Source organism: Citrobacter enshiensis (assembly GCF_029338175.1).
Classification (GTDB): Bacteria; Pseudomonadota; Gammaproteobacteria; order Enterobacterales; family Enterobacteriaceae; genus Citrobacter_D; species Citrobacter_D enshiensis.
Genome location: NZ_CP119862.1, coordinates 4780045 through 4797838 on the forward strand (window position 1 = coordinate 4780045; position 17794 = coordinate 4797838).

A 17794-nucleotide genomic window follows, 5' to 3' on the forward strand; every position below is an offset into this window, starting at 1 on the left:
CGAAGGTGTTTCGTAAAACACATCGTGTTGCGAAAATTTGAGAGACTCGGAACACACCGCTTATCTGTTCTTATTACGGAGAACAGACACAGTGTGTCGTTTCAATTTTCAGCTTGATCCAGAGTTTTAAAGAGCAAAACTTCGCAGTGAACCTTTTCAGGTACACTCTGAAGTTTTCTTGGTATTTTTGCAGTAAGTAATCGGTGGAGCTATGCGGGATTCGAACCGCAGACCTCCTGCGTGCAAAGCAGGCGCTCCTCCCCAGCTGAGCTATAGCCCCATCGAAGTTATCTCGTTCACCTTAGTTCATTCTGAAGCACCCTACGGTATCAGAAGGAATTTGGTAGGCCTGAGTGGACTTGAACCACCCGACCTCACACCTTATCAGGGGTGACGCCTCTAACCACCATGAAGCTACAAGCTGCTCAGAGATTTCTTACTGCTAATTTTCATACAGACAATCTGTGTGAGCACTACAAAGGCAGGTTCTTTAGGTAAGGAGGTGATCCCAACACGCAGGGTTCCCCTACGGTTACCTTGTTACGACTTCACCCCAGTCATGAATCACAAAGTGGTAAGCGCCCTCCCGAAGGTTAAGCCTACCTACTTCTTTTTCGAACCCACATCCCATAGGTGTGAGGCGCGGTGCTGTACAAGGCCCGGGGAAACGTATTCACCGTGGCATTTCTGATCACACGATTACTAGCGATTCCGACTTCACGGAGTCGAGTTGCAGACTCCGATCCGGACTACGACATACTTTATGAGGTCCGCTTGCTCTCCGCGAGGGTCCGCTTCTCTTTGTATATGCCCATTGTAGCACGTGTGTAGCCCTACTCGTAAGGGCCATGATGACTTGACGTCATCCCCCACCTTCCTCCAGTTTATCACTGGCAGTCTCCTTTGAGTTCCCGGCCGAACCGCTGGCAACAAAGGATAAGGGTTGCGCTCGTTGCGGGACTTAACCCAACATTTCACAACACGAGCTGACGACAGCCATGCAGCACCTGTCTCAGAGTTCCCGAAGGCACTAAGCTATCTCTAGCAAATTCTCTGGATGTCAAGAGTAGGGTAAGGTTCCTTCGCGTTGCATCGAATTAAACCACATGCTCCACCGCTTGTGCGGGCCCCCGTCAATTCATTTGAGTTTTAACCTTGCGGCCGTACTCCCCAGGCGGTCGACTTAACGCGTTAGCTCCGGAAGGCCACTCCTCAAGGGAACAACCTCCAAGTCGACATCGTTTACGGCGTGGACTACCAGGGTATCTAATCCTGTTTGCTCCCCACGCTTTCGCACCTGAGCGTCAGTCTTTGTCCAGGGGGCCGCCTTCGCCACCGGTATTCCTCCAGATCTCTACGCATTTCACCGCTACACCTGGAATTCTACCCCCCTCTACAAGACTCTAGCCTGCCAGTTTCGGATGCAGTTCCCAGGTTGAGCCCGGGGATTTCACATCCGACTTGACAGACCGCCTGCGTGCGCTTTACGCCCAGTAATTCCGATTAACGCTTGCACCCTCCGTATTACCGCGGCTGCTGGCACGGAGTTAGCCGGTGCTTCTTCTGCGGGTAACGTCAATCGACACGGTTATTAACCGTATCGCCTTCCTCCCCGCTGAAAGTACTTTACAACCCGAAGGCCTTCTTCATACACGCGGCATGGCTGCATCAGGCTTGCGCCCATTGTGCAATATTCCCCACTGCTGCCTCCCGTAGGAGTCTGGACCGTGTCTCAGTTCCAGTGTGGCTGGTCATCCTCTCAGACCAGCTAGGGATCGTCGCCTAGGTGAGCCGTTACCCCACCTACTAGCTAATCCCATCTGGGCACATCCGATGGCAAGAGGCCCGAAGGTCCCCCTCTTTGGTCTTCCGACATATGCGGTATTAGCTACCAGTTTTCCAGTAGTTATCCCCCTCCATCGTGGCAGTTTCCCAGGACATTACTCACCCGTCCGCCACTCGTCACCCAGAGAGCAAGCTCTCCTGTGCTACGTTCGACTTTGCATGTGTTAGTGCCTGGCCGCCAGCGTTTCAATCTGAGCCATGAACAAAACTCTTCAATTTAGTTTGATGCTCATAGAATTAAACTTCGTAATGAATTACGTATGTTCACTCTTGAGACTTGGTATTCATTTTTCGTCTTGCGACGTTAAGAATCCGTATCTTCGAGTGCCCACACAGATTGTCCTGATAAATTGTTAAAGAGCAGTGCCGCTTCGCTTTTTCTCAGCGGCGCGGTGCTGCATATTACTGTCCATCCCGCTACAGAGTCAAGCATTTATTTTTGCTTTCTCTGCCGGAGTTCTCAGTGGAACCCCGCTGACCCGGCGGCTTGCGTGCCGTTGTTCCGTGTCAGTGGAGGCGCATTATAGGGAGTTATTTCTGGCTGACAAGTGGAAATTTAAAATAACTTTCTAAGTGCTTATTTTTTATTCTTTACGCCTGCTTTGACGACGAATTGCTGGTTAATTGTGCGATTTCACGGGCAAATACCGCCACTTGTTCCCAGTCTGTATATACCACTTCTTTACTCGTGTCCGTTTCACCACCTGACATCTTCATGATGAGCTTAATCATTATGCGGTCATACCAGCGGTAACGAGGATAACGAAGCGCCCCCGCAATCACTGCGCAACGATCGGGACGCCACGGCGAGTTCATCAGAAACTTGCGTGCATAGCTGTTTGTCTGCGGCGTCCGCTTTTCCGGCTTACGCGCAACAAGATTCACCGAATAGAACGCACTCGGCATTGCGTTCAATCTTGCAGAATGTGTCTTCACGAACGCCTGGAAAGCAGCATGATAATGACCGTAGCGAATAGACGCGCCAATCACTACGCGATCATAACTTTGCCAGTCCGGCTCCTCAGTGCGATGAAGATTAACGACATCTGCCCAGATCCCCAGCTCTTTTAATTCAGAAGCCAAATACGAGGCAATCTCGCGTGTTTGTCCATCCCGGGTTGAGAAGAGAATGAGTGTTTTCACGTGTTACTCCATTATTCACGCCAGAAAGTGGGGGTAAACAGCACCAGCAAAGTGAAGACTTCCAGACGACCAAACAGCATATTGGCGATCAGGATCCATTTCGCAACCGGGTTCATGCTGGCAAAGTTGTCTGCAACGACGCCCAGCCCTGGCCCCAGGTTGTTAAGCGTTGCAACAACAGAAGCAAACGCAGAGAAGTCATCCACACCGGTGGCGATAATCGCCAGCATGCTGACGATAAAGACTAACGCATAAGCAGAGAAGAAACCCCAGACGGCTTCGAGGATACGTTCCGGCAGCGCACGGTTCCCCAACTTTATGCTGTACACCGCGTTCGGGTGGACCAGTCGCTTCAGTTCGCGATTCCCCTGCTTAAACAGCAACAGAATGCGAATCACCTTCAGGCCACCACCGGTTGATCCCGCACAACCGCCGATAAAGGCAGAACACAACAGGAGTACAGGAAGAAAGAGCGGCCAGCGCGCAATGCTGTCCGTTGTAAACCCGGCGGTTGTCGCCATCGACACCACCTGGAAAAAGGCCTGATTCAGGGTCGTTAGCGCCGAGGCGTAGGTACTATGGATCCATAAGACCAATGTGCAGATGACCACCAGCGTCAACTGTACGCCAATAAACATCCGGAATTCCGGGTCGCGCCAGTAAACTTTCAGGCTGCGCCCGCTTAATAAAGAGAAGTGCAGACCGTAGTTACAACCGGAGATCAGTAAGAAGATAGCAATAATGGTATTGATCGCAGGGCTGTCAAAATACCCCACGCTGGCATCATGCGTTGAAAAACCGCCAATGGCGATGGTGGCAAAACTGTGCCCAATGGCATCAAACGCAGGCATACCCGCAAACCATAGCGCCAGCGCACACGCCACGGTCAGTAACACATAAATCAGCCACAGGGTTTTTGCGGTTTCGGCAATGCGCGGGCGCATTTTGTTATCTTTCAGCGGTCCTGGCATTTCTGCCCGATAAAGCTGCATCCCCCCAACGCCGAGGATAGGGAGAATGGCCACCGCCAGGACGATGATCCCCATACCGCCAAACCATTGCAGCATCTGACGATAAAAAAGAATGGCATGCGGGAGCGAATCAAGCCCCACCAGCGTGGTCGCGCCGGTCGTCGTCAATCCGGAAAAGGATTCAAAAAACGCATCAGTAACCGTGAGGTTCGGCTGCTCAGAGAAGATAAACGGTAGCGCACCCACGCTACCCAGTACGGTCCAGAACAGAACCACGATGAGAAACCCTTCGCGGGATTTCAGTTCCCCCTTCTCCCGGCGGTTTGGCCACCACAGCAAAGACCCAATTGCCAACGCGACAAAGAAAGTTTGTGTAAATGCCCGACCTGCCCCATCACGGTAGATCAACGCAACCAACCCTGGGAGAATCATTGTCCCCGAAAATAAGATGACCAGTAGTCCAACGATTCGGGTAATGGCGCGAAAATGCATCTCTGCCGCTTCCTTTGTTCTAAAAATGAGGTGGGGATTATTCTTCAATCGCTAATAATTGCAATGAACCACGGCTAAAATCCGCCAGTTTTGCTGTAAATTCATCCACTTTTGCATAAGGAAGCGCCACCCGTAACAGAACATATGCCTGATAATCGCTGGTAACGATCTTGCCGGAAAACTGTCCCAGCAATGCTTCAATCCCGGTCAACTGACCATATTCACACTGCAAAGTATATTCGGTTAATGGCGTCTTGCGTTGCGTTGTTAACTGCCGCAGCGCCTGATTTACTCCGCCGCCGTAGGCCTTCACCAGCCCCCCAGTGCCCAGCAGAATACCGCCATAGTAGCGAACCACCACGGCGGTGATCTCACCGACACCGCTACCCATCAATTGTGCGAGCATCGGTTTCCCTGCCGTGCCCGCCGGTTCGCCGTCATCCGAGAAACCCAGTTGCTGCGAGTCATCCGGCGCACCCGCCACCCACGCCACACAATGGTGGCGAGCAGTCGGGTGCTCCGCTCTGACTGAGTCTACAAACGCTTTCGCCGCTTCTACGCCGTCCGTATGGGCCAGCAGCGTAATAAAGCGGCTCTTTTTGATCTCTTCAACAACAGTGACCGGCGATGCAGGGATTAACCAGCTGTCCATTACGCCAGTTTCAAATCGCGCGTCATGTTTTCAACGTTGTTTTCGTGGATCACCACGTTGTCTTCAATACGAATGCCGCCAAAGGGTTTCAGCGCTTCAATTTTCTGCCAGTTGAAGTGTTTGCTGAATTGTCCTTCGCGCCACGGCGCCAACAGTGACTCGATGAAATAAATACCCGGTTCAATGGTCAATACCATTCCCGGCTCGAGCACACGAGTGCAACGCAAATAAGGGTATTTCGACGGCGCAGCGAGATGCGTTCCAGTATCATCCTGCATAAAACCCGCCACATCATGTACCTGCAGACCCAGCGGATGACCAATACCGTGCGGCATAAACGGCCCAGTAAGATTGTTTTCCACCATCGCCTCTTCGCTCATGTCGGTAACGAGCTGATGCTTACGCAGCAGCTTCGCGATGCGCTGATGGAACTGGATGTGATAATCCACATAGCTCACCCCAGCCTTCATCGTGGCAATCAGCGCCAGCTGTTCGTCATTCACATCTTTAACCAACTGAGCGTAGTCATTATCGCTGTTGGCAGACCAGGTACGCGTCAGATCCGCCGCATAACCGTTGTACTCCGCACCTGCATCCAACAGGAAGCTGCGAATTTCAGACGGTGCCTGATGATCCAGTTTCGTGTAATGCAGGACTGATGCATGATCGTTGAGCGCGACGATGTTGCTGTACGGGACATCCGTGTCACGATGCCCGGTCGCCGTCAGATAAGCCAGATTGATGTCAAACTCGCTCATGCCGGAACGGAAGGCTTCTTCCGCGGCACGGTGACCGCTCACCGCCATTTTCTGCGCTTCACGCATGCAGGCCAGTTCATAATCCGTTTTATAGGAACGGTAATAATGCAGGTAGTCGATCACCCCTTTCGGGTTGATGTTGCTGGCAGCAATATCCAGCTGCAGCGCGCGCTCCGGAACCGGACCGATATAACCGATATTGCCGCGCGCGGCAGGCAGTTGGCTACCAATGCCGTCGGCTTTTGGCAGCGCAATGATTTCAACGTCTTCGGTCCAGAAGGAGGTCGGCAGCGGCTCGACGTTGTGCCAGTAATCGACCGGCAGGTAGAACCATAATTTAGGCTTATTAACGCCATCTACCAGCAACCAGCAATTGGGAACCTGCGTCACCGGCACCCAGGCTTTAAACTGCGGATTGACCTTGAACGGATACGGGTGATCGTCGAGGAAGACGTTAATAAGCTCACCGGAGTGAATAAGTAACGCATCCAGCTTAAAACGCGCCAGCGCGTCGCGGGTCCGTTCCTGTAAGGTAACAATATGATTTTTATAGAGTGCGGCCAGTGATTCCATTTTTTTCCCTTCTGTTTTTGACCTCAGGTCTCCGCATCTTAGCACATCGCATTGTGGCTGCGTGATTTCTGCCGAGCGTGATCGAATCGTCATTTTTTAATCAATCATTTGCATTTTATTAACACAAAATACACACTCACTTAATCTGGTATGACCAGATCACCTTGCGGATTCAGGAGACTGACATGCTTTACAAAGGCGACACCCTGTACCTCGACTGGCTGGAAGATGGCATCGCCGAACTGGTGTTCGATGCCCCTGGCTCGGTCAATAAACTCGACACGGCAACCGTTGCCAGCCTTGGCCATGCGCTTGATGTGCTGGAAAAACAAACAGATTTAAAAGGGCTGCTGCTACGTTCCAATAAAGCGGCCTTTATTGTCGGTGCCGATATCACCGAATTCCTTTCGCTGTTTCTCGTTCCCGAAGAACAGTTAAGCCAGTGGCTGCATTTTGCCAACAGCGTCTTTAACCGTCTGGAAGATTTGCCCGTCCCCACCCTTTCCGCCGTCAACGGCTATGCGCTGGGCGGCGGCTGCGAATGCGTTCTGGCGACCGACTACCGCCTGGCGACGCCGGATCTGCGTATCGGTCTGCCAGAAACGAAGCTGGGGATCATGCCAGGCTTTGGCGGTTCCGTCCGTATGCCCCGTATGCTGGGTGCGGACAGCGCACTGGAGATCATCGCGGCAGGTAAAGATGTCGGTGCCGAGCAGGCACTGAAAATCGGTCTGGTCGATGGCGTGGTGAAGCCAGAGAAATTGATTGATGGCGCACTGGCGGTACTGCATCAGGCGATCAACGGTGACCTCGACTGGAAAACCAAACGTCAGCCGAAGCTCGAGCCGCTGAAACTCAGCAAAATTGAAGCCGCAATGAGCTTCACCATTGCCAAAGGGATGGTGGCGCAAACCGCAGGTAAACATTACCCGGCGCCGATCACTGCGGTGAAGACCATTGAAGCCGCTGCCCGCTTTGGTCGTGAAGAAGCGTTGAAACTGGAAAACCAAAGTTTTGTCCCGCTGGCGCACACTAATGAAGCCCGCGCACTGGTCGGTATCTTCCTCAACGATCAGTACGTTAAGGCCAAAGCGAAGACGCTCACCAAAGACGTTGAAACACCGAAGCAGGCTGCCGTGCTGGGTGCCGGTATCATGGGTGGTGGTATCGCTTATCAGTCCGCCTGGAAAGGCGTACCGGTGATCATGAAAGATATCAACGACAAATCGCTCACGCTCGGTATGTCTGAAGCCGCCAAGTTGCTGAACAAACAGCTTGAGCGCAGTAAGATCGACGGTCTGAAAATGGCAGGTGTGATCTCCACCATTCATCCAACGCTGGACTATGCCGGTTTTGAGCGCGTAGACGTGGTGGTGGAAGCGGTCGTTGAGAATCCGAAAGTGAAAAAAGCGGTACTGGCAGAAACGGAAGATAAGGTGCGGCCGGATACCGTGCTGGCGTCGAATACGTCCACTATTCCTATTAGCGAACTGGCTAGCGTCCTGAAGCGCCCGGAAAATTTCTGCGGTATGCACTTCTTTAACCCGGTTCACCGGATGCCACTGGTTGAGATCATTCGCGGCGAGAAAAGCTCCGATGAAACCATTGCCAAAGTAGTGGCCTGGGCCAGCAAGATGGGCAAGACACCGATTGTGGTGAACGACTGCCCTGGCTTCTTCGTCAACCGCGTGCTGTTCCCCTACTTTGCCGGTTTCAGCCAGTTGCTACGCGACGGCGCGGACTTCCGCAAAATTGACAAAGTGATGGAGAAACAGTTTGGTTGGCCAATGGGCCCGGCATACCTGCTGGATGTCGTGGGCATTGATACCGCACACCACGCGCAGGCGGTGATGGCAGCAGGTTTCCCACAGCGTATGCAGAAAGACTATCGCGATGCGATCGATGCGCTGTTTGAGGCTAACCGTTTCGGTCAGAAAAACGGTCTGGGTTTCTGGCGCTATAAAGAAGACAGCAAAGGCAAGCCGAAGAAAGAAGAAGACGCCACCGTGGACAACTTGCTGGCTGACGTCAGCAAAGCGAAGCGTGATTTCAGCGACGAAGAGATTATCGCCCGCATGATGATCCCGATGGTCAACGAAGTGGTGCGTTGCCTGGAAGAAGGCATCATTGCCAGCCCGGCAGAGGCCGATATGGCGCTGGTTTACGGTCTGGGCTTCCCTCCGTTCCACGGCGGCGCGTTCCGCTGGCTGGATACGCTCGGTAGCGCAAAATATCTCGATATGGCGCAACAGTATCAGCATCTCGGCCCTATGTATGAAGTGCCGGAAGGTCTGCGTAACAAAGCGCGTCATAACGAACCGTACTATCCCCCGGTTGAGCCTGCCCGCCCGGTTGGCGACCTGAAAACGGCTTAAGGAGTCACAATGGAACAGGTTGTAATTGTTGATGCGATCCGTACCCCGATGGGCCGTTCGAAAGGAGGCGCGTTTCGTAACGTGCGGGCGGAAGATCTCTCCGCCCACTTAATGCGTAGCCTGCTGGCGCGTAACCCGGCGCTGGAACCCGCCGCCCTTGACGATATTTATTGGGGTTGTGTACAGCAGACGCTGGAACAGGGCTTCAACATTGCCCGTAACGCCGCGCTGCTGGCGGAAGTCCCGCATTCTGTCCCAGCGGTCACCGTCAACCGTCTGTGTGGTTCATCAATGCAGGCGCTCCATGACGCCGCGCGTATGATCATGACCGGCGATGCGCAGGCGTGTCTGATCGGCGGTGTGGAACACATGGGCCATGTGCCAATGAGTCACGGCGTCGATTTCCATCCCGGCTTAAGCCGCAATGTGGCAAAAGCCGCAGGCATGATGGGATTAACGGCAGAAATGCTCTCCCGCATGCACGGTATCAGCCGTGAAATGCAGGATGCCTTCGCTGCGCGTTCACACGCCCGCGCCTGGGCGGCCACGCAGTCCGGCGGCTTTAAAAACGAAATCATCCCGACCAGCGGTCATGATGCCGACGGCGTGCTGAAGCAGTTTAACTACGATGAAGTGATCCGCCCGGAAACCACCGTCGAAGCGTTGTCCACGCTGCGACCGGCGTTTGATCCGGTCAGCGGGACGGTCACCGCAGGCACGTCTTCTGCCCTCTCCGATGGTGCTGCCGCCATGCTGGTAATGAGCGAAAGTCGCGCACGTGAACTGGGTCTGAAACCGCGCGCGCGCATTCGCTCAATGGCCGTCGTGGGTTGCGACCCGTCGATCATGGGTTATGGTCCTGTACCTGCCTCAAAACTGGCACTGAAAAAAGCAGGGCTTTCGACCCGTGATATTGGCTTGTTTGAGATGAACGAAGCGTTCGCCGCTCAGATCCTGCCGTGCATTAAAGATCTGGGACTGATGGAGCAGATCGACGAGAAGATCAACCTGAATGGCGGCGCGATCGCCCTGGGTCATCCGCTCGGTTGTTCTGGCGCGCGTATCAGCACCACGCTACTAAACCTGATGGAACGCAAAGACGTACAGTTTGGTCTGGCGACGATGTGTATCGGATTGGGTCAGGGTATCGCGACGGTGTTTGAGCGGGTTTAAGCAAGATAACGTAGGCCCGATAAGTAACGCGCTATCGGGCAAAATGCCGGGGGCGCTTCGCTTGCCCGGCCTACAACAGTGTTATCTCAACGCCATTGGTGCCAATGGCGAAGAAAGAAAGTTTAGTTGCCGTTCTTCCCGCCTGTCAGGGGCGGGTTTTTTATGGCTTTAAATAAAGGCGAAGGCATCACCAAACAGACGGTCTTCCCGCGCGCTGCGCTCGTTGCAGAACAGGTCGCGTGCGATTTTCGCCATCTCGAAACGTCCGGCAATGTAGATATCATGACCCACCAGCGTGCCATGATCCTGCAAGACTGCGGTTAATACCGTTCCCGTGCGGCCACGCCACCCCGCTTCTGGCTGCTCAACCACCGGCTCAATACGCAGATTAGGATGATTGATCGAAAGCGCTTCCAGCTCTGAGAGATCGTAAAGATGTTTTTCTTCCCGACCGCCCCAATAAATAGTGACATCGCGTTGCGGATTACGCGCCAGCGCAGTAAGCAGAATTGAGCGTACGTAAGAGAATCCGGTTCCTCCGGCGATCAGAATCAGCGGACGCTCTTCATCGTCACGCAACCAGGCTTCACCGTGTGGCATATCCACCACGATTTCGCTGTCTTTCAGGATGCGGTCCATTACGGCCATGGCATACAGATTGAGTTCAGAGGCACCAATGTGCAACTCAATAAACCCTTGCTCATCCGGCGTGGATGCCATCGAAAACGGGCGCTTATCCCGCTCGTCCATCACCACCATCAAATACTGACCAGCGCGAAATGAAAACGCCGCGTCTGGCACTAAACGTACGCGATATACGGTATCGGTGATAGCTTCTACCGAGGTCACTTTACAGCTTAAGGTTGTCATGCGCTCCCTCTGTCGGGTCTATAGGGCAAAACGATCGCGCCTCAGGCGCCTTTACCGTTGTTGAAGATGGCCAGCTCATCCCAGATCGCATCGATACGCGCGGTAACGTCAGGATCTTTTTTAATGGGACGCCCCCACTCACGTTGGGTTTCACCAGGCCATTTGTTGGTGGCATCCAGCCCCATTTTTGAACCAAGCCCAGAGATTGGCGAGGCAAAATCCAGATAATCAATAGGCGTATTTTCTACCAGCACGGTGTCCCGAGCCGGGTCCATACGGGTTGTGATCGCCCAAATGACATCATTCCAGTCGCGTGCGTTGACATCATCATCGCAGACGATAACAAACTTGGTGTACATAAACTGGCGTAAAAATGACCACACTCCCATCATGACGCGCTTGGCATGACCGGCGTACTGTTTTTTTATGGTCACAACGGCCAGTCGATATGAGCAGCCTTCCGGCGGCAGATAAAAATCGACGATTTCCGGAAACTGCTTTTGCAAAATGGGAACGAAGACTTCGTTTAGCGCTACACCCAGCACCGCCGGTTCGTCGGGCGGTCGGCCAGTGTACGTCGAATGATAGATAGCATCTTCACGCTGCGTCACGTGCGTCACGGTAAAGACCGGGAAGCTATCCACTTCATTGTAGTAGCCAGTATGGTCGCCATAAGGGCCTTCCGGCGCCAGTTCACCCGGCTCGATATAGCCTTCCAGCACGATTTCCGCACTGGCAGGGACCTCAAGATCGTTGGACAGGCATTTGACGACTTCCGTCTTTGTGCCACGCAACAGACCTGCAAATGCATATTCCGAGAGGGTATCAGGCACAGGCGTTACCGCACCGAGAATTGTCGCCGGATCGGCGCCCAGCGCCACAGCAACCGGGAAACGCTCGCCTGGATGGGCTGCGCACCACTCCTGAAAATCCAACGCGCCGCCGCGATGAGATAACCAACGCATGATCAGTTTGTTCTTGCCAATCAACTGCTGGCGATAGATGCCAAGATTCTGCCGCTCTTTGTGCGGACCACGCGTCACCGTAAGACCCCAGGTGATGAGCGGGGCGGCATCTTCCGGCCAACAGGTCATGATGGGAATGCGGTTTAAATCCACCTCTGAACCAGAGAACACTTTCTGCTGACAGGGCGCGCCGCGCAGACGCTTTGTTGGCATATTGAGGACTTGTTTGAACTGCGGAAGTTTATCAAACAGATCGCGAAACCCTTTCGGCGGTTCCGGCTCTTTTAAAAACGCCAATAGCTTACCCACTTCCCGCAAAGCAGAAACATCCTCTTGCCCCATCCCCATGGCAACACGCTTCGGCGTACCAAAAAGATTGCACAGCACCGGCATTGAATAGCCTTTGGGGTTTTCAAACAACAGGGCAGGCCCACCAGCACGCAGCGTGCGGTCAGCAATTTCGGTGATTTCCAGATGAGGATCTACCTCAAGCGAGATGCGCTTGAGCTCGCCCCGCTGTTCAAGCAGCGTCAGGAAGTCGCGTAAATCGTGATATTTCATGGCGTCCATTATGGCCTCTTCGTAAGCGCCTCATTATACGGCGTTCATCATCGTGATGCTGTATTTTTGTTAAATTAGCGTGAACTTCGGCGGAGCAAGCAAACCCGGGGATTATAATTAACTTAGCGCATAGCTTTTGCTATGCTTGCGCCCGGAACAAGTCAATAAGAGTCATTATGCAATCCTGGTATTTACTGTACTGCAAACGCGGGCAACTTCAGCGTGCCCAGGAACACCTCGAAAGACAGGCGGTGAGTTGCCTGACGCCGATGATCACCCTGGAAAAAATAGTACGCGGTAAACGTACCACGGTCAGTGAGCCTCTTTTCCCTAATTATCTGTTCGTCGAGTTTGATCCGGAAGTGATTCATACCACGACGATCAACGCCACGCGCGGCGTCAGTCATTTCGTACGGTTTGGCGCACAGCCCGCAACAGTCCCCTCCAGCGTGATTCATCAGCTCTCTATCTGCAAACCTCACGATATTGTCGATCCAGAGACGCCTTATCCAGGCGACAGCGTGCTCATCACAGAAGGGGCATTCGAGGGTCTGAGGGCTATCTTTACCGAACCCGATGGCGAAGCACGTTCAATGCTGCTGCTCAACCTGTTGAATAAAGAGGTTAAGCAGAGCGTAAAAAACACCGGATTTCGTAAGATTTAAAACGCGATCCCAAACAGCGCCCTGACGTTATCGTCCGTTATTGCTGCCAGGTGTTGCGGATCGTCCCCACGCCACGTCGCGATGCGCTCAAGAATATGCGGCAACCAGGCGGGTTCATTACGTCTTGATGCAGGTTTGGGGGAGATGTCCCGGGGCAGAAGATACGGCGCATCCGTCTCAATCAGCAGTTTTTCTGCCGGGATAAAGGGTAACAACTCGCGCAGCTCAAGCCCTCTGCGCTCATCGCAAACCCACCCCGTGATGCCGATATAAAGCCCTCTGTCCACACACTCCTGCATCTCCTGGCGAGAGCCAGTAAAACAATGCAGCACAGCGCCAGGAAGTTTATCCAGCCAGGGTTCCAGTAGCGTCAAAAAACGCGCATGCGCATCGCGGCAGTGCATGAAAACAGGCATCTGTAATTCTGCGGCAATATGTAACTGCGCCAGAAAAGCCCGCTCCTGCTCTTGCGGCGTGGAGAAATTGCGATTGAAATCCAGACCGCATTCGCCAATTGCCACAACTTCTGGCAGACCTGCCAGCGCGACTATCGCCTCTTCGGTTGATGCTTGCCAGTGGCTACTATCATGCGGATGAACGCCAGCCGTCGACCAGCAACGCGTATATTGCCGCGCCAGCGCTTGCGCCTGCTGGCTTTCATGCAGGTTGGTTCCTGTCAGAAGCATGCCATCCACACCCGCAGCAACGCTACGCGACATGACCTCGTCGCGATCTTTCACAAACTGCGAGCTGGTTAAATTTACCCCGATGTCAAACATGCTGTCTCCAATACGACAACCGCCCTGACGGGCGGTTGTGTTTATTCTTCGGGTTTCTCTGCTTTCTCAGCGTTTTCAGCTTTCTCGTTCTCAGCCTCGTTATCTTCATCTCGCGTTTGTCGTTTACCCACATAGAAACGAGAGAAGAAGACGCCAACTTCAAACAAGCAATACATCGGTATCGCTAACAGTGTTTGCGAGAAGACATCAGGCGGGGTCAGCAACATCCCCACAACGAACGCGCCGACCAAAACATAAGGGCGCTTCTTGCGTAAATCGTCGGGGGTCGTTACACCCATCCAGCAAAGCAGCACAATGGCGACCGGAACCTCAAAGGAGATGCCGAATGCCATAAACAGCGCCATCACAAAGCTGAGATAACTGGCGATATCAGTAGAAACCTGTACGCCTTGCGGTGCTGTGTTAGCCAGAAAACCAAATGCCAGCGGGAAGACCACAAAGTAGGCGAACGCCATACCGATGTAGAACAGCAGTGAGCTGGATACCAGCAACGGCATAACAAGACGACGTTCGTGCTTATACAGTGCAGGAGCAATAAACGCCCACACCTGGTACAGGATCACCGGCGCTGACAAAATCAACGACACCATGAAGGTGAGTTTGATCGGGGTGAAAAACGGCGAGGCCACATCTGTGGCGATCATCGTCGCCCCCTGAGGCAACTGTTTGATCAGCGGCGCAGCAACCAGATGATAAATATCGTTGGCAAAGTAAACCAACGACAGAAAAATCACGATAACCGCAATAATGCAGTTCAGAAGGCGCTTACGCAGCTCAATCAGATGCGTAATAAGGGGTTGAGTATCATCTACAGCCATGTTTACGGTTTATCACTCGGCGAAGGGGAGGATTCGAGAACAGGCGCGGCGGATTTCTTTTCTGCGTCCATCACGTTTGCGGAAACGGTCTCCGTCGGCGCAGGCGTTGCAGCAGCCGTCTCCGGTTTCTGTTCCGGTGAACTGGCCTGTGTTTCAGCGGTGGCAGGGGTGACGCCCTCGTGCTGCGCTTCGTTCCCTTTCACCACCGGATTATGGATGGTGTGCACTTCGTCACTCGACTTTTCAGGATCGTTAGCACTGTAGGAACGTTTCATTGACTCCGCAGCCTGACGAAGTTCATCCATTGATGCCTTCAGTTCAGGGGTCAGGGTATCCAGGCTCGCCTTTTCAACCTTCTTCAGGCTGTCCTGAAACTCCTGGAGCTTAAGCTCCTGGGTCAGTTCGTTCTGAACTGTGGTTGCAAGGGATCGCAATGCGCGAACCCAGCCCGCTACCGTTTTTACCGCAATAGGTAATCGTTGAGGCCCCAGAACGATGAGGCCAATGACAAACACCAATAGCAGTTCGCTAAAACCGATATCAAACACGAATTATACCTGCTCTTTATCGTGGCTCTTGGCGTCTTCTTTTTTAGGCTCGCTTTGCTGATCAGCGATAGATTTAGCAGTAAAATCAGCATCCTGACTGGTTTTATCCTGCTTCGTATCATCATCGCCCATGGCTTTTTTGAAACCCTTAATTGACGCGCCGAGATCGGAACCGATGGAGCCGAGCTTTTTGGTGCCAAATAGCAGTACAACGATGACGGCAATGATCAACAACTGCCAAATACTGATACCACCCATACATGTTCCTCTGTGATAGATGATGAATTATTAAGGTCGTATTATACGTTACACGACCTACCTTGAGCGATGAAAAAATCAGCGCGTTTTACGCCAACCGATAATCCAGGCAACCAGACCACCCGCCATTAACCAGCCTGGCATCAAACCCCATTCGGGACGGTTGATGAGCAGGAATGTCCCACTTAACAATAAGGTGGCACCAATCCCCAGTAAATAACGTGATTGTCCCTGGCGTACATGATTCGCCTGAAGCTCGCGCGCAATCTTATCAACACTGTGCTGTAAATATTTGCCCTGGCGCAAACTGTCATACACCAATTCAGGTAATTCTGGCATTTTTTCGACCCAGAACGGGGCTTTTTCCTTAAATGCTCTCACCAGAGCAGGAATTCCGACCTGATCTTTAATCCAGGATTCGAGGAATGGCTTGGCGGTTTTCCACAGATCAAGTTGCGGATAAAGCTGCCGTCCAACACCTTCAACATACAGCAAGGTCTTCTGCAGCAATACCAACTGCGGCTGAACTTCCATATTAAATCGGCGTGCTGTATTAAACAGATTCAACAACACATGGCCAAAGGAGATTTCCGCCAGCGGCTTTTCAAAGATCGGCTCACATACCGTACGAATGGCAAACTCAAACTCTTCGATATTGGTGTCTGGTGGAACCCAACCGGAGTCCACATGCAGTTCCGCGACTTTACGGTAATCACGATTAAAGAACGCGATGAAGTTCTCCGCCAGGTAGCGCTTATCTTCTTTATTTAGCGAGCCGACGATCCCACAATCAATGCCAATGTATTTGGGATTTTCAGGATGCTCATAGCTAACAAAAATATTCCCCGGGTGCATGTCCGCATGGAAAAAACTGTCGCGAAAGACCTGGGTAAAAAAGACCTGCACCCCACGTTCAGCCAGAAGCTTCATGTTGGTACCGTTCTTCTCCAGCGTCACCACATCCGAGACAGGAATGCCGTAAATCCGCTCCATAACCATCATATTTTGGCTACAGTAATCGGAATAGACTTCCGGGATGTAGAGCATCGGACTGCCTTCAAAATTACGACGCAGTTGAATGGCGTTGGCAGATTCACGCAGCAGATTAAGTTCATCAATCAGCGTTTTTTCATACTCTCTTACCACTTCGGTCGGACGCAGACGGCGGCCATCCGGCAATAAGCGTGGTACCCAGCGAGCAAGTCGGTAGATCAACTTCATGTCCGCTTTGATAACCGGCAGAATGTCCGGGCGGATCACTTTAATCACCACCTCTTTGCCATTCGATTTCAGGCGCGCGGTATGCACCTGAGCAACCGACGCAGAGGCCAATGGCTGTATTTCAAAATCATCAAACCAGGCATCGACAGGTAATCCTCCCATCGCTTCCTCAATTTGTGCTTTTGCGAGATTTCCATCAAACGGGGCAACCCGGTCCTGCAGTAACGCAAGCTGATCGGCGATATGAGGAGGGAAAAGATCACGGCGAGTGGAGAGCATTTGACCAAACTTGATCCACACCGGCCCTAACTCCTGCAAAGCGAGTCTTAGTCGCTCTCCCAGCGGTTTGTCTTCGTGCTTATTCGGCATCCAGAACAATGTGTAACGCCATAGCCGAAGCGGCAGCGTAATACGCATTTTGGGGATGAGTTCATCAAGGCCGTAACTTAAAAAGGTGCGAACGATGAAATAAAGGCGCCGTACTTCACCTGGCGTCATTTGGCCTCCAGTTTTTCCAGCCGTTTAGCCAGCGCGTCGACTGCACGCTCCACGGCGGCAGTTTCTTCTGCAAACCAGGCAACTTCGAGCGCTCCGGGTGCCATTCGCCACTCTTCAGTGATCGCTTCAGCGATATAGCGTTGCTGGCGTTGAACCCCGTGACACAGAAATTTCGCCCCACCGCGCAACGCTTTACTGATCCCTTCCGCAGCGATGTCGCCGGTGTAGGGAGCCAGCAGTTCCGCAGGGTCTAACTCAGCCAGATCGGCCAGCGCAACAAAATTCTGCACCACCTGAATATCGCCCTGCACTTCAAGTTCACCACTGCGAATAAGCGCAGTGAGCTGCTGCCGGTCGCGTAATTTTGGCAATACGCTGGCATGCGTTATCACCGTACAGTCGGCCTCACCTTCCCATGCCCCCAGTACATCGACCTGGCGTTCACTGAACACCAATACTAATGGCGTCGAAAATCCTTTCAGCTCTACACGCAGTACCTTGCTTTGCAAGCGCGCTCGCGCCGACTTTAATGCAGTCGAACGGTACAGAAAGGTGTTGAGCAAACTTTCGATTCCTGCGGTCACTAAGGGTTTAAAAGGCATCCCCGA

General features: G+C 52.8%; 15 protein-coding genes, 2 tRNA genes and 1 rRNA gene. 3 read left to right on the forward strand and 15 right to left on the reverse strand.

Going from position 1 to position 17794, the window contains the following annotated elements; all coding sequences use genetic code 11:
* Positions 1 to 204: 204 nt before the first annotated feature.
* The 7 genes from P2W74_RS22730 to pepQ all read right to left on the reverse strand — a co-directional run bounded on the left by P2W74_RS22730 (position 205) and on the right by pepQ (position 6434).
* Positions 205 to 280 (reverse strand) — tRNA-Ala (locus tag P2W74_RS22730).
* A gap of 61 nt (positions 281 to 341) precedes the next feature.
* Positions 342 to 424 (reverse strand) — tRNA-Ile (locus P2W74_RS22735).
* Between the two features lie 71 nt (positions 425 to 495).
* A 16S ribosomal RNA gene (locus P2W74_RS22740) occupies positions 496 to 2064 on the reverse strand.
* 372 nt (positions 2065 to 2436) lie between these two features.
* Positions 2437 to 2988 (reverse strand): menaquinone-dependent protoporphyrinogen IX dehydrogenase, encoded by a 552-nt coding sequence (gene hemG / locus P2W74_RS22745; RefSeq protein WP_276293338.1) that lies wholly within the window; start codon positions 2986 to 2988, stop codon positions 2437 to 2439.
* A gap of 11 nt (positions 2989 to 2999) precedes the next feature.
* On the reverse strand, positions 3000 to 4451 hold the full coding sequence (trkH, locus tag P2W74_RS22750; protein ID WP_276293339.1) for a Trk system potassium transporter TrkH: 1452 nt from the start codon (positions 4449 to 4451) through the stop codon (positions 3000 to 3002).
* Between the two features lie 37 nt (positions 4452 to 4488).
* Complete coding sequence (locus tag P2W74_RS22755) at positions 4489 to 5103, reverse strand: IMPACT family protein (protein ID WP_276293340.1); 615 nt, start codon at positions 5101 to 5103, stop codon at positions 4489 to 4491.
* Positions 5103 to 6434: a Xaa-Pro dipeptidase gene (gene pepQ, locus P2W74_RS22760; RefSeq protein WP_276293341.1), complete on the reverse strand. Its 1332-nt coding sequence runs from the start codon at positions 6432 to 6434 to the stop codon at positions 5103 to 5105. Before pepQ ends, P2W74_RS22755 begins: the two co-directional genes overlap by 1 nt.
* Before the next feature lie 185 nt (positions 6435 to 6619).
* On the opposite strand from pepQ, the gene fadB reads away from it, so the two are divergent.
* Positions 6620 to 8809 (forward strand): fatty acid oxidation complex subunit alpha FadB, encoded by a 2190-nt coding sequence (gene fadB / locus P2W74_RS22765; RefSeq protein ID WP_276293342.1) that lies wholly within the window; start codon positions 6620 to 6622, stop codon positions 8807 to 8809.
* Between the two features lie 9 nt (positions 8810 to 8818).
* Positions 8819 to 9982, forward strand: coding sequence for an acetyl-CoA C-acyltransferase FadA (gene fadA, locus P2W74_RS22770; protein WP_276293343.1), 1164 nt, complete (start codon positions 8819 to 8821; stop codon positions 9980 to 9982).
* Positions 9983 to 10150: 168 nt separating this feature from the next.
* Here fadA and fre read toward each other — a convergent pair whose 3' ends face one another.
* Both fre and ubiD read right to left on the reverse strand, forming a co-directional pair.
* Positions 10151 to 10852: an NAD(P)H-flavin reductase gene (fre, locus tag P2W74_RS22775; protein WP_276293344.1), complete on the reverse strand. Its 702-nt coding sequence runs from the start codon at positions 10850 to 10852 to the stop codon at positions 10151 to 10153.
* A 41-nt stretch (positions 10853 to 10893) separates the two neighbouring features.
* Positions 10894 to 12387 (reverse strand): 4-hydroxy-3-polyprenylbenzoate decarboxylase, encoded by a 1494-nt coding sequence (gene ubiD, locus P2W74_RS22780; RefSeq protein ID WP_276293345.1) that lies wholly within the window; start codon positions 12385 to 12387, stop codon positions 10894 to 10896.
* Between the two features lie 167 nt (positions 12388 to 12554).
* On the opposite strand from ubiD, the gene rfaH reads away from it, so the two are divergent.
* On the forward strand, positions 12555 to 13043 hold the full coding sequence (gene rfaH, locus P2W74_RS22785) for a transcription/translation regulatory transformer protein RfaH (RefSeq protein WP_276293346.1): 489 nt from the start codon (positions 12555 to 12557) through the stop codon (positions 13041 to 13043).
* Here rfaH and tatD read toward each other — a convergent pair.
* The 6 genes from tatD to ubiJ all read right to left on the reverse strand — a co-directional run bounded on the left by tatD (position 13040) and on the right by ubiJ (position 17788).
* Positions 13040 to 13822 carry a 3'-5' ssDNA/RNA exonuclease TatD gene (gene tatD, locus P2W74_RS22790; RefSeq protein WP_276293347.1) on the reverse strand — a complete coding sequence of 261 codons (783 nt, stop codon included), beginning with the start codon at positions 13820 to 13822 and terminating at the stop codon, positions 13040 to 13042. The genes rfaH and tatD overlap by 4 nt on opposite strands.
* A 41-nt stretch (positions 13823 to 13863) precedes the next feature.
* The gene (gene tatC, locus P2W74_RS22795) at positions 13864 to 14661 is read right to left on the reverse strand and encodes a Sec-independent protein translocase subunit TatC (protein WP_276293348.1); all 798 of its coding nucleotides are present in this window, start codon (positions 14659 to 14661) and stop codon (positions 13864 to 13866) included.
* A 2-nt stretch (positions 14662 to 14663) separates the two neighbouring features.
* On the reverse strand, positions 14664 to 15209 hold the full coding sequence (gene tatB, locus P2W74_RS22800; protein WP_276293349.1) for a Sec-independent protein translocase protein TatB: 546 nt from the start codon (positions 15207 to 15209) through the stop codon (positions 14664 to 14666).
* A gap of 3 nt (positions 15210 to 15212) precedes the next feature.
* Complete coding sequence (tatA, locus tag P2W74_RS22805) at positions 15213 to 15467, reverse strand: Sec-independent protein translocase subunit TatA (protein ID WP_276293350.1); 255 nt, start codon at positions 15465 to 15467, stop codon at positions 15213 to 15215.
* Between the two features lie 78 nt (positions 15468 to 15545).
* A complete protein-coding gene (gene ubiB, locus P2W74_RS22810) occupies positions 15546 to 17186 on the reverse strand; it encodes a ubiquinone biosynthesis regulatory protein kinase UbiB (protein WP_276293351.1) in 1641 nt (546 codons plus the stop codon).
* On the reverse strand, positions 17183 to 17788 hold the full coding sequence (ubiJ, locus tag P2W74_RS22815) for a ubiquinone biosynthesis protein UbiJ (RefSeq protein ID WP_276293352.1): 606 nt from the start codon (positions 17786 to 17788) through the stop codon (positions 17183 to 17185). The genes ubiB and ubiJ overlap by 4 nt, the downstream gene beginning before the upstream one ends.
* Between the last annotated feature and the right edge of the window lie 6 nt (positions 17789 to 17794).

Bases quoted from the DNA above. Each gene is read 5' to 3' on its own strand.
- trkH (WP_276293339.1), bottom strand. From the start codon at position 4,451: ATGCATTTTCGCGCCATTACCCGAATCGTTGGACTACTGGTCATCTTA.
- P2W74_RS22755 (WP_276293340.1), bottom strand. From the start codon at position 5,103: ATGGACAGCTGGTTAATCCCTGCATCGCCGGTCACTGTTGTTGAAGAG.
- pepQ (WP_276293341.1), bottom strand. From the start codon at position 6,434: ATGGAATCACTGGCCGCACTCTATAAAAATCATATTGTTACCTTACAG.
- fadB (WP_276293342.1), top strand. From the start codon at position 6,620: ATGCTTTACAAAGGCGACACCCTGTACCTCGACTGGCTGGAAGATGGC.
- fadA (WP_276293343.1), top strand. From the start codon at position 8,819: ATGGAACAGGTTGTAATTGTTGATGCGATCCGTACCCCGATGGGCCGT.
- fre (WP_276293344.1), bottom strand. From the start codon at position 10,852: ATGACAACCTTAAGCTGTAAAGTGACCTCGGTAGAAGCTATCACCGAT.
- ubiD (WP_276293345.1), bottom strand. From the start codon at position 12,387: ATGGACGCCATGAAATATCACGATTTACGCGACTTCCTGACGCTGCTT.
- rfaH (WP_276293346.1), top strand. From the start codon at position 12,555: ATGCAATCCTGGTATTTACTGTACTGCAAACGCGGGCAACTTCAGCGT.
- tatD (WP_276293347.1), bottom strand. From the start codon at position 13,822: ATGTTTGACATCGGGGTAAATTTAACCAGCTCGCAGTTTGTGAAAGAT.
- tatC (WP_276293348.1), bottom strand. From the start codon at position 14,661: ATGGCTGTAGATGATACTCAACCCCTTATTACGCATCTGATTGAGCTG.
- tatA (WP_276293350.1), bottom strand. From the start codon at position 15,467: ATGGGTGGTATCAGTATTTGGCAGTTGTTGATCATTGCCGTCATCGTT.
- ubiB (WP_276293351.1), bottom strand. From the start codon at position 17,186: ATGACGCCAGGTGAAGTACGGCGCCTTTATTTCATCGTTCGCACCTTT.
- ubiJ (WP_276293352.1), bottom strand. From the start codon at position 17,788: ATGCCTTTTAAACCCTTAGTGACCGCAGGAATCGAAAGTTTGCTCAAC.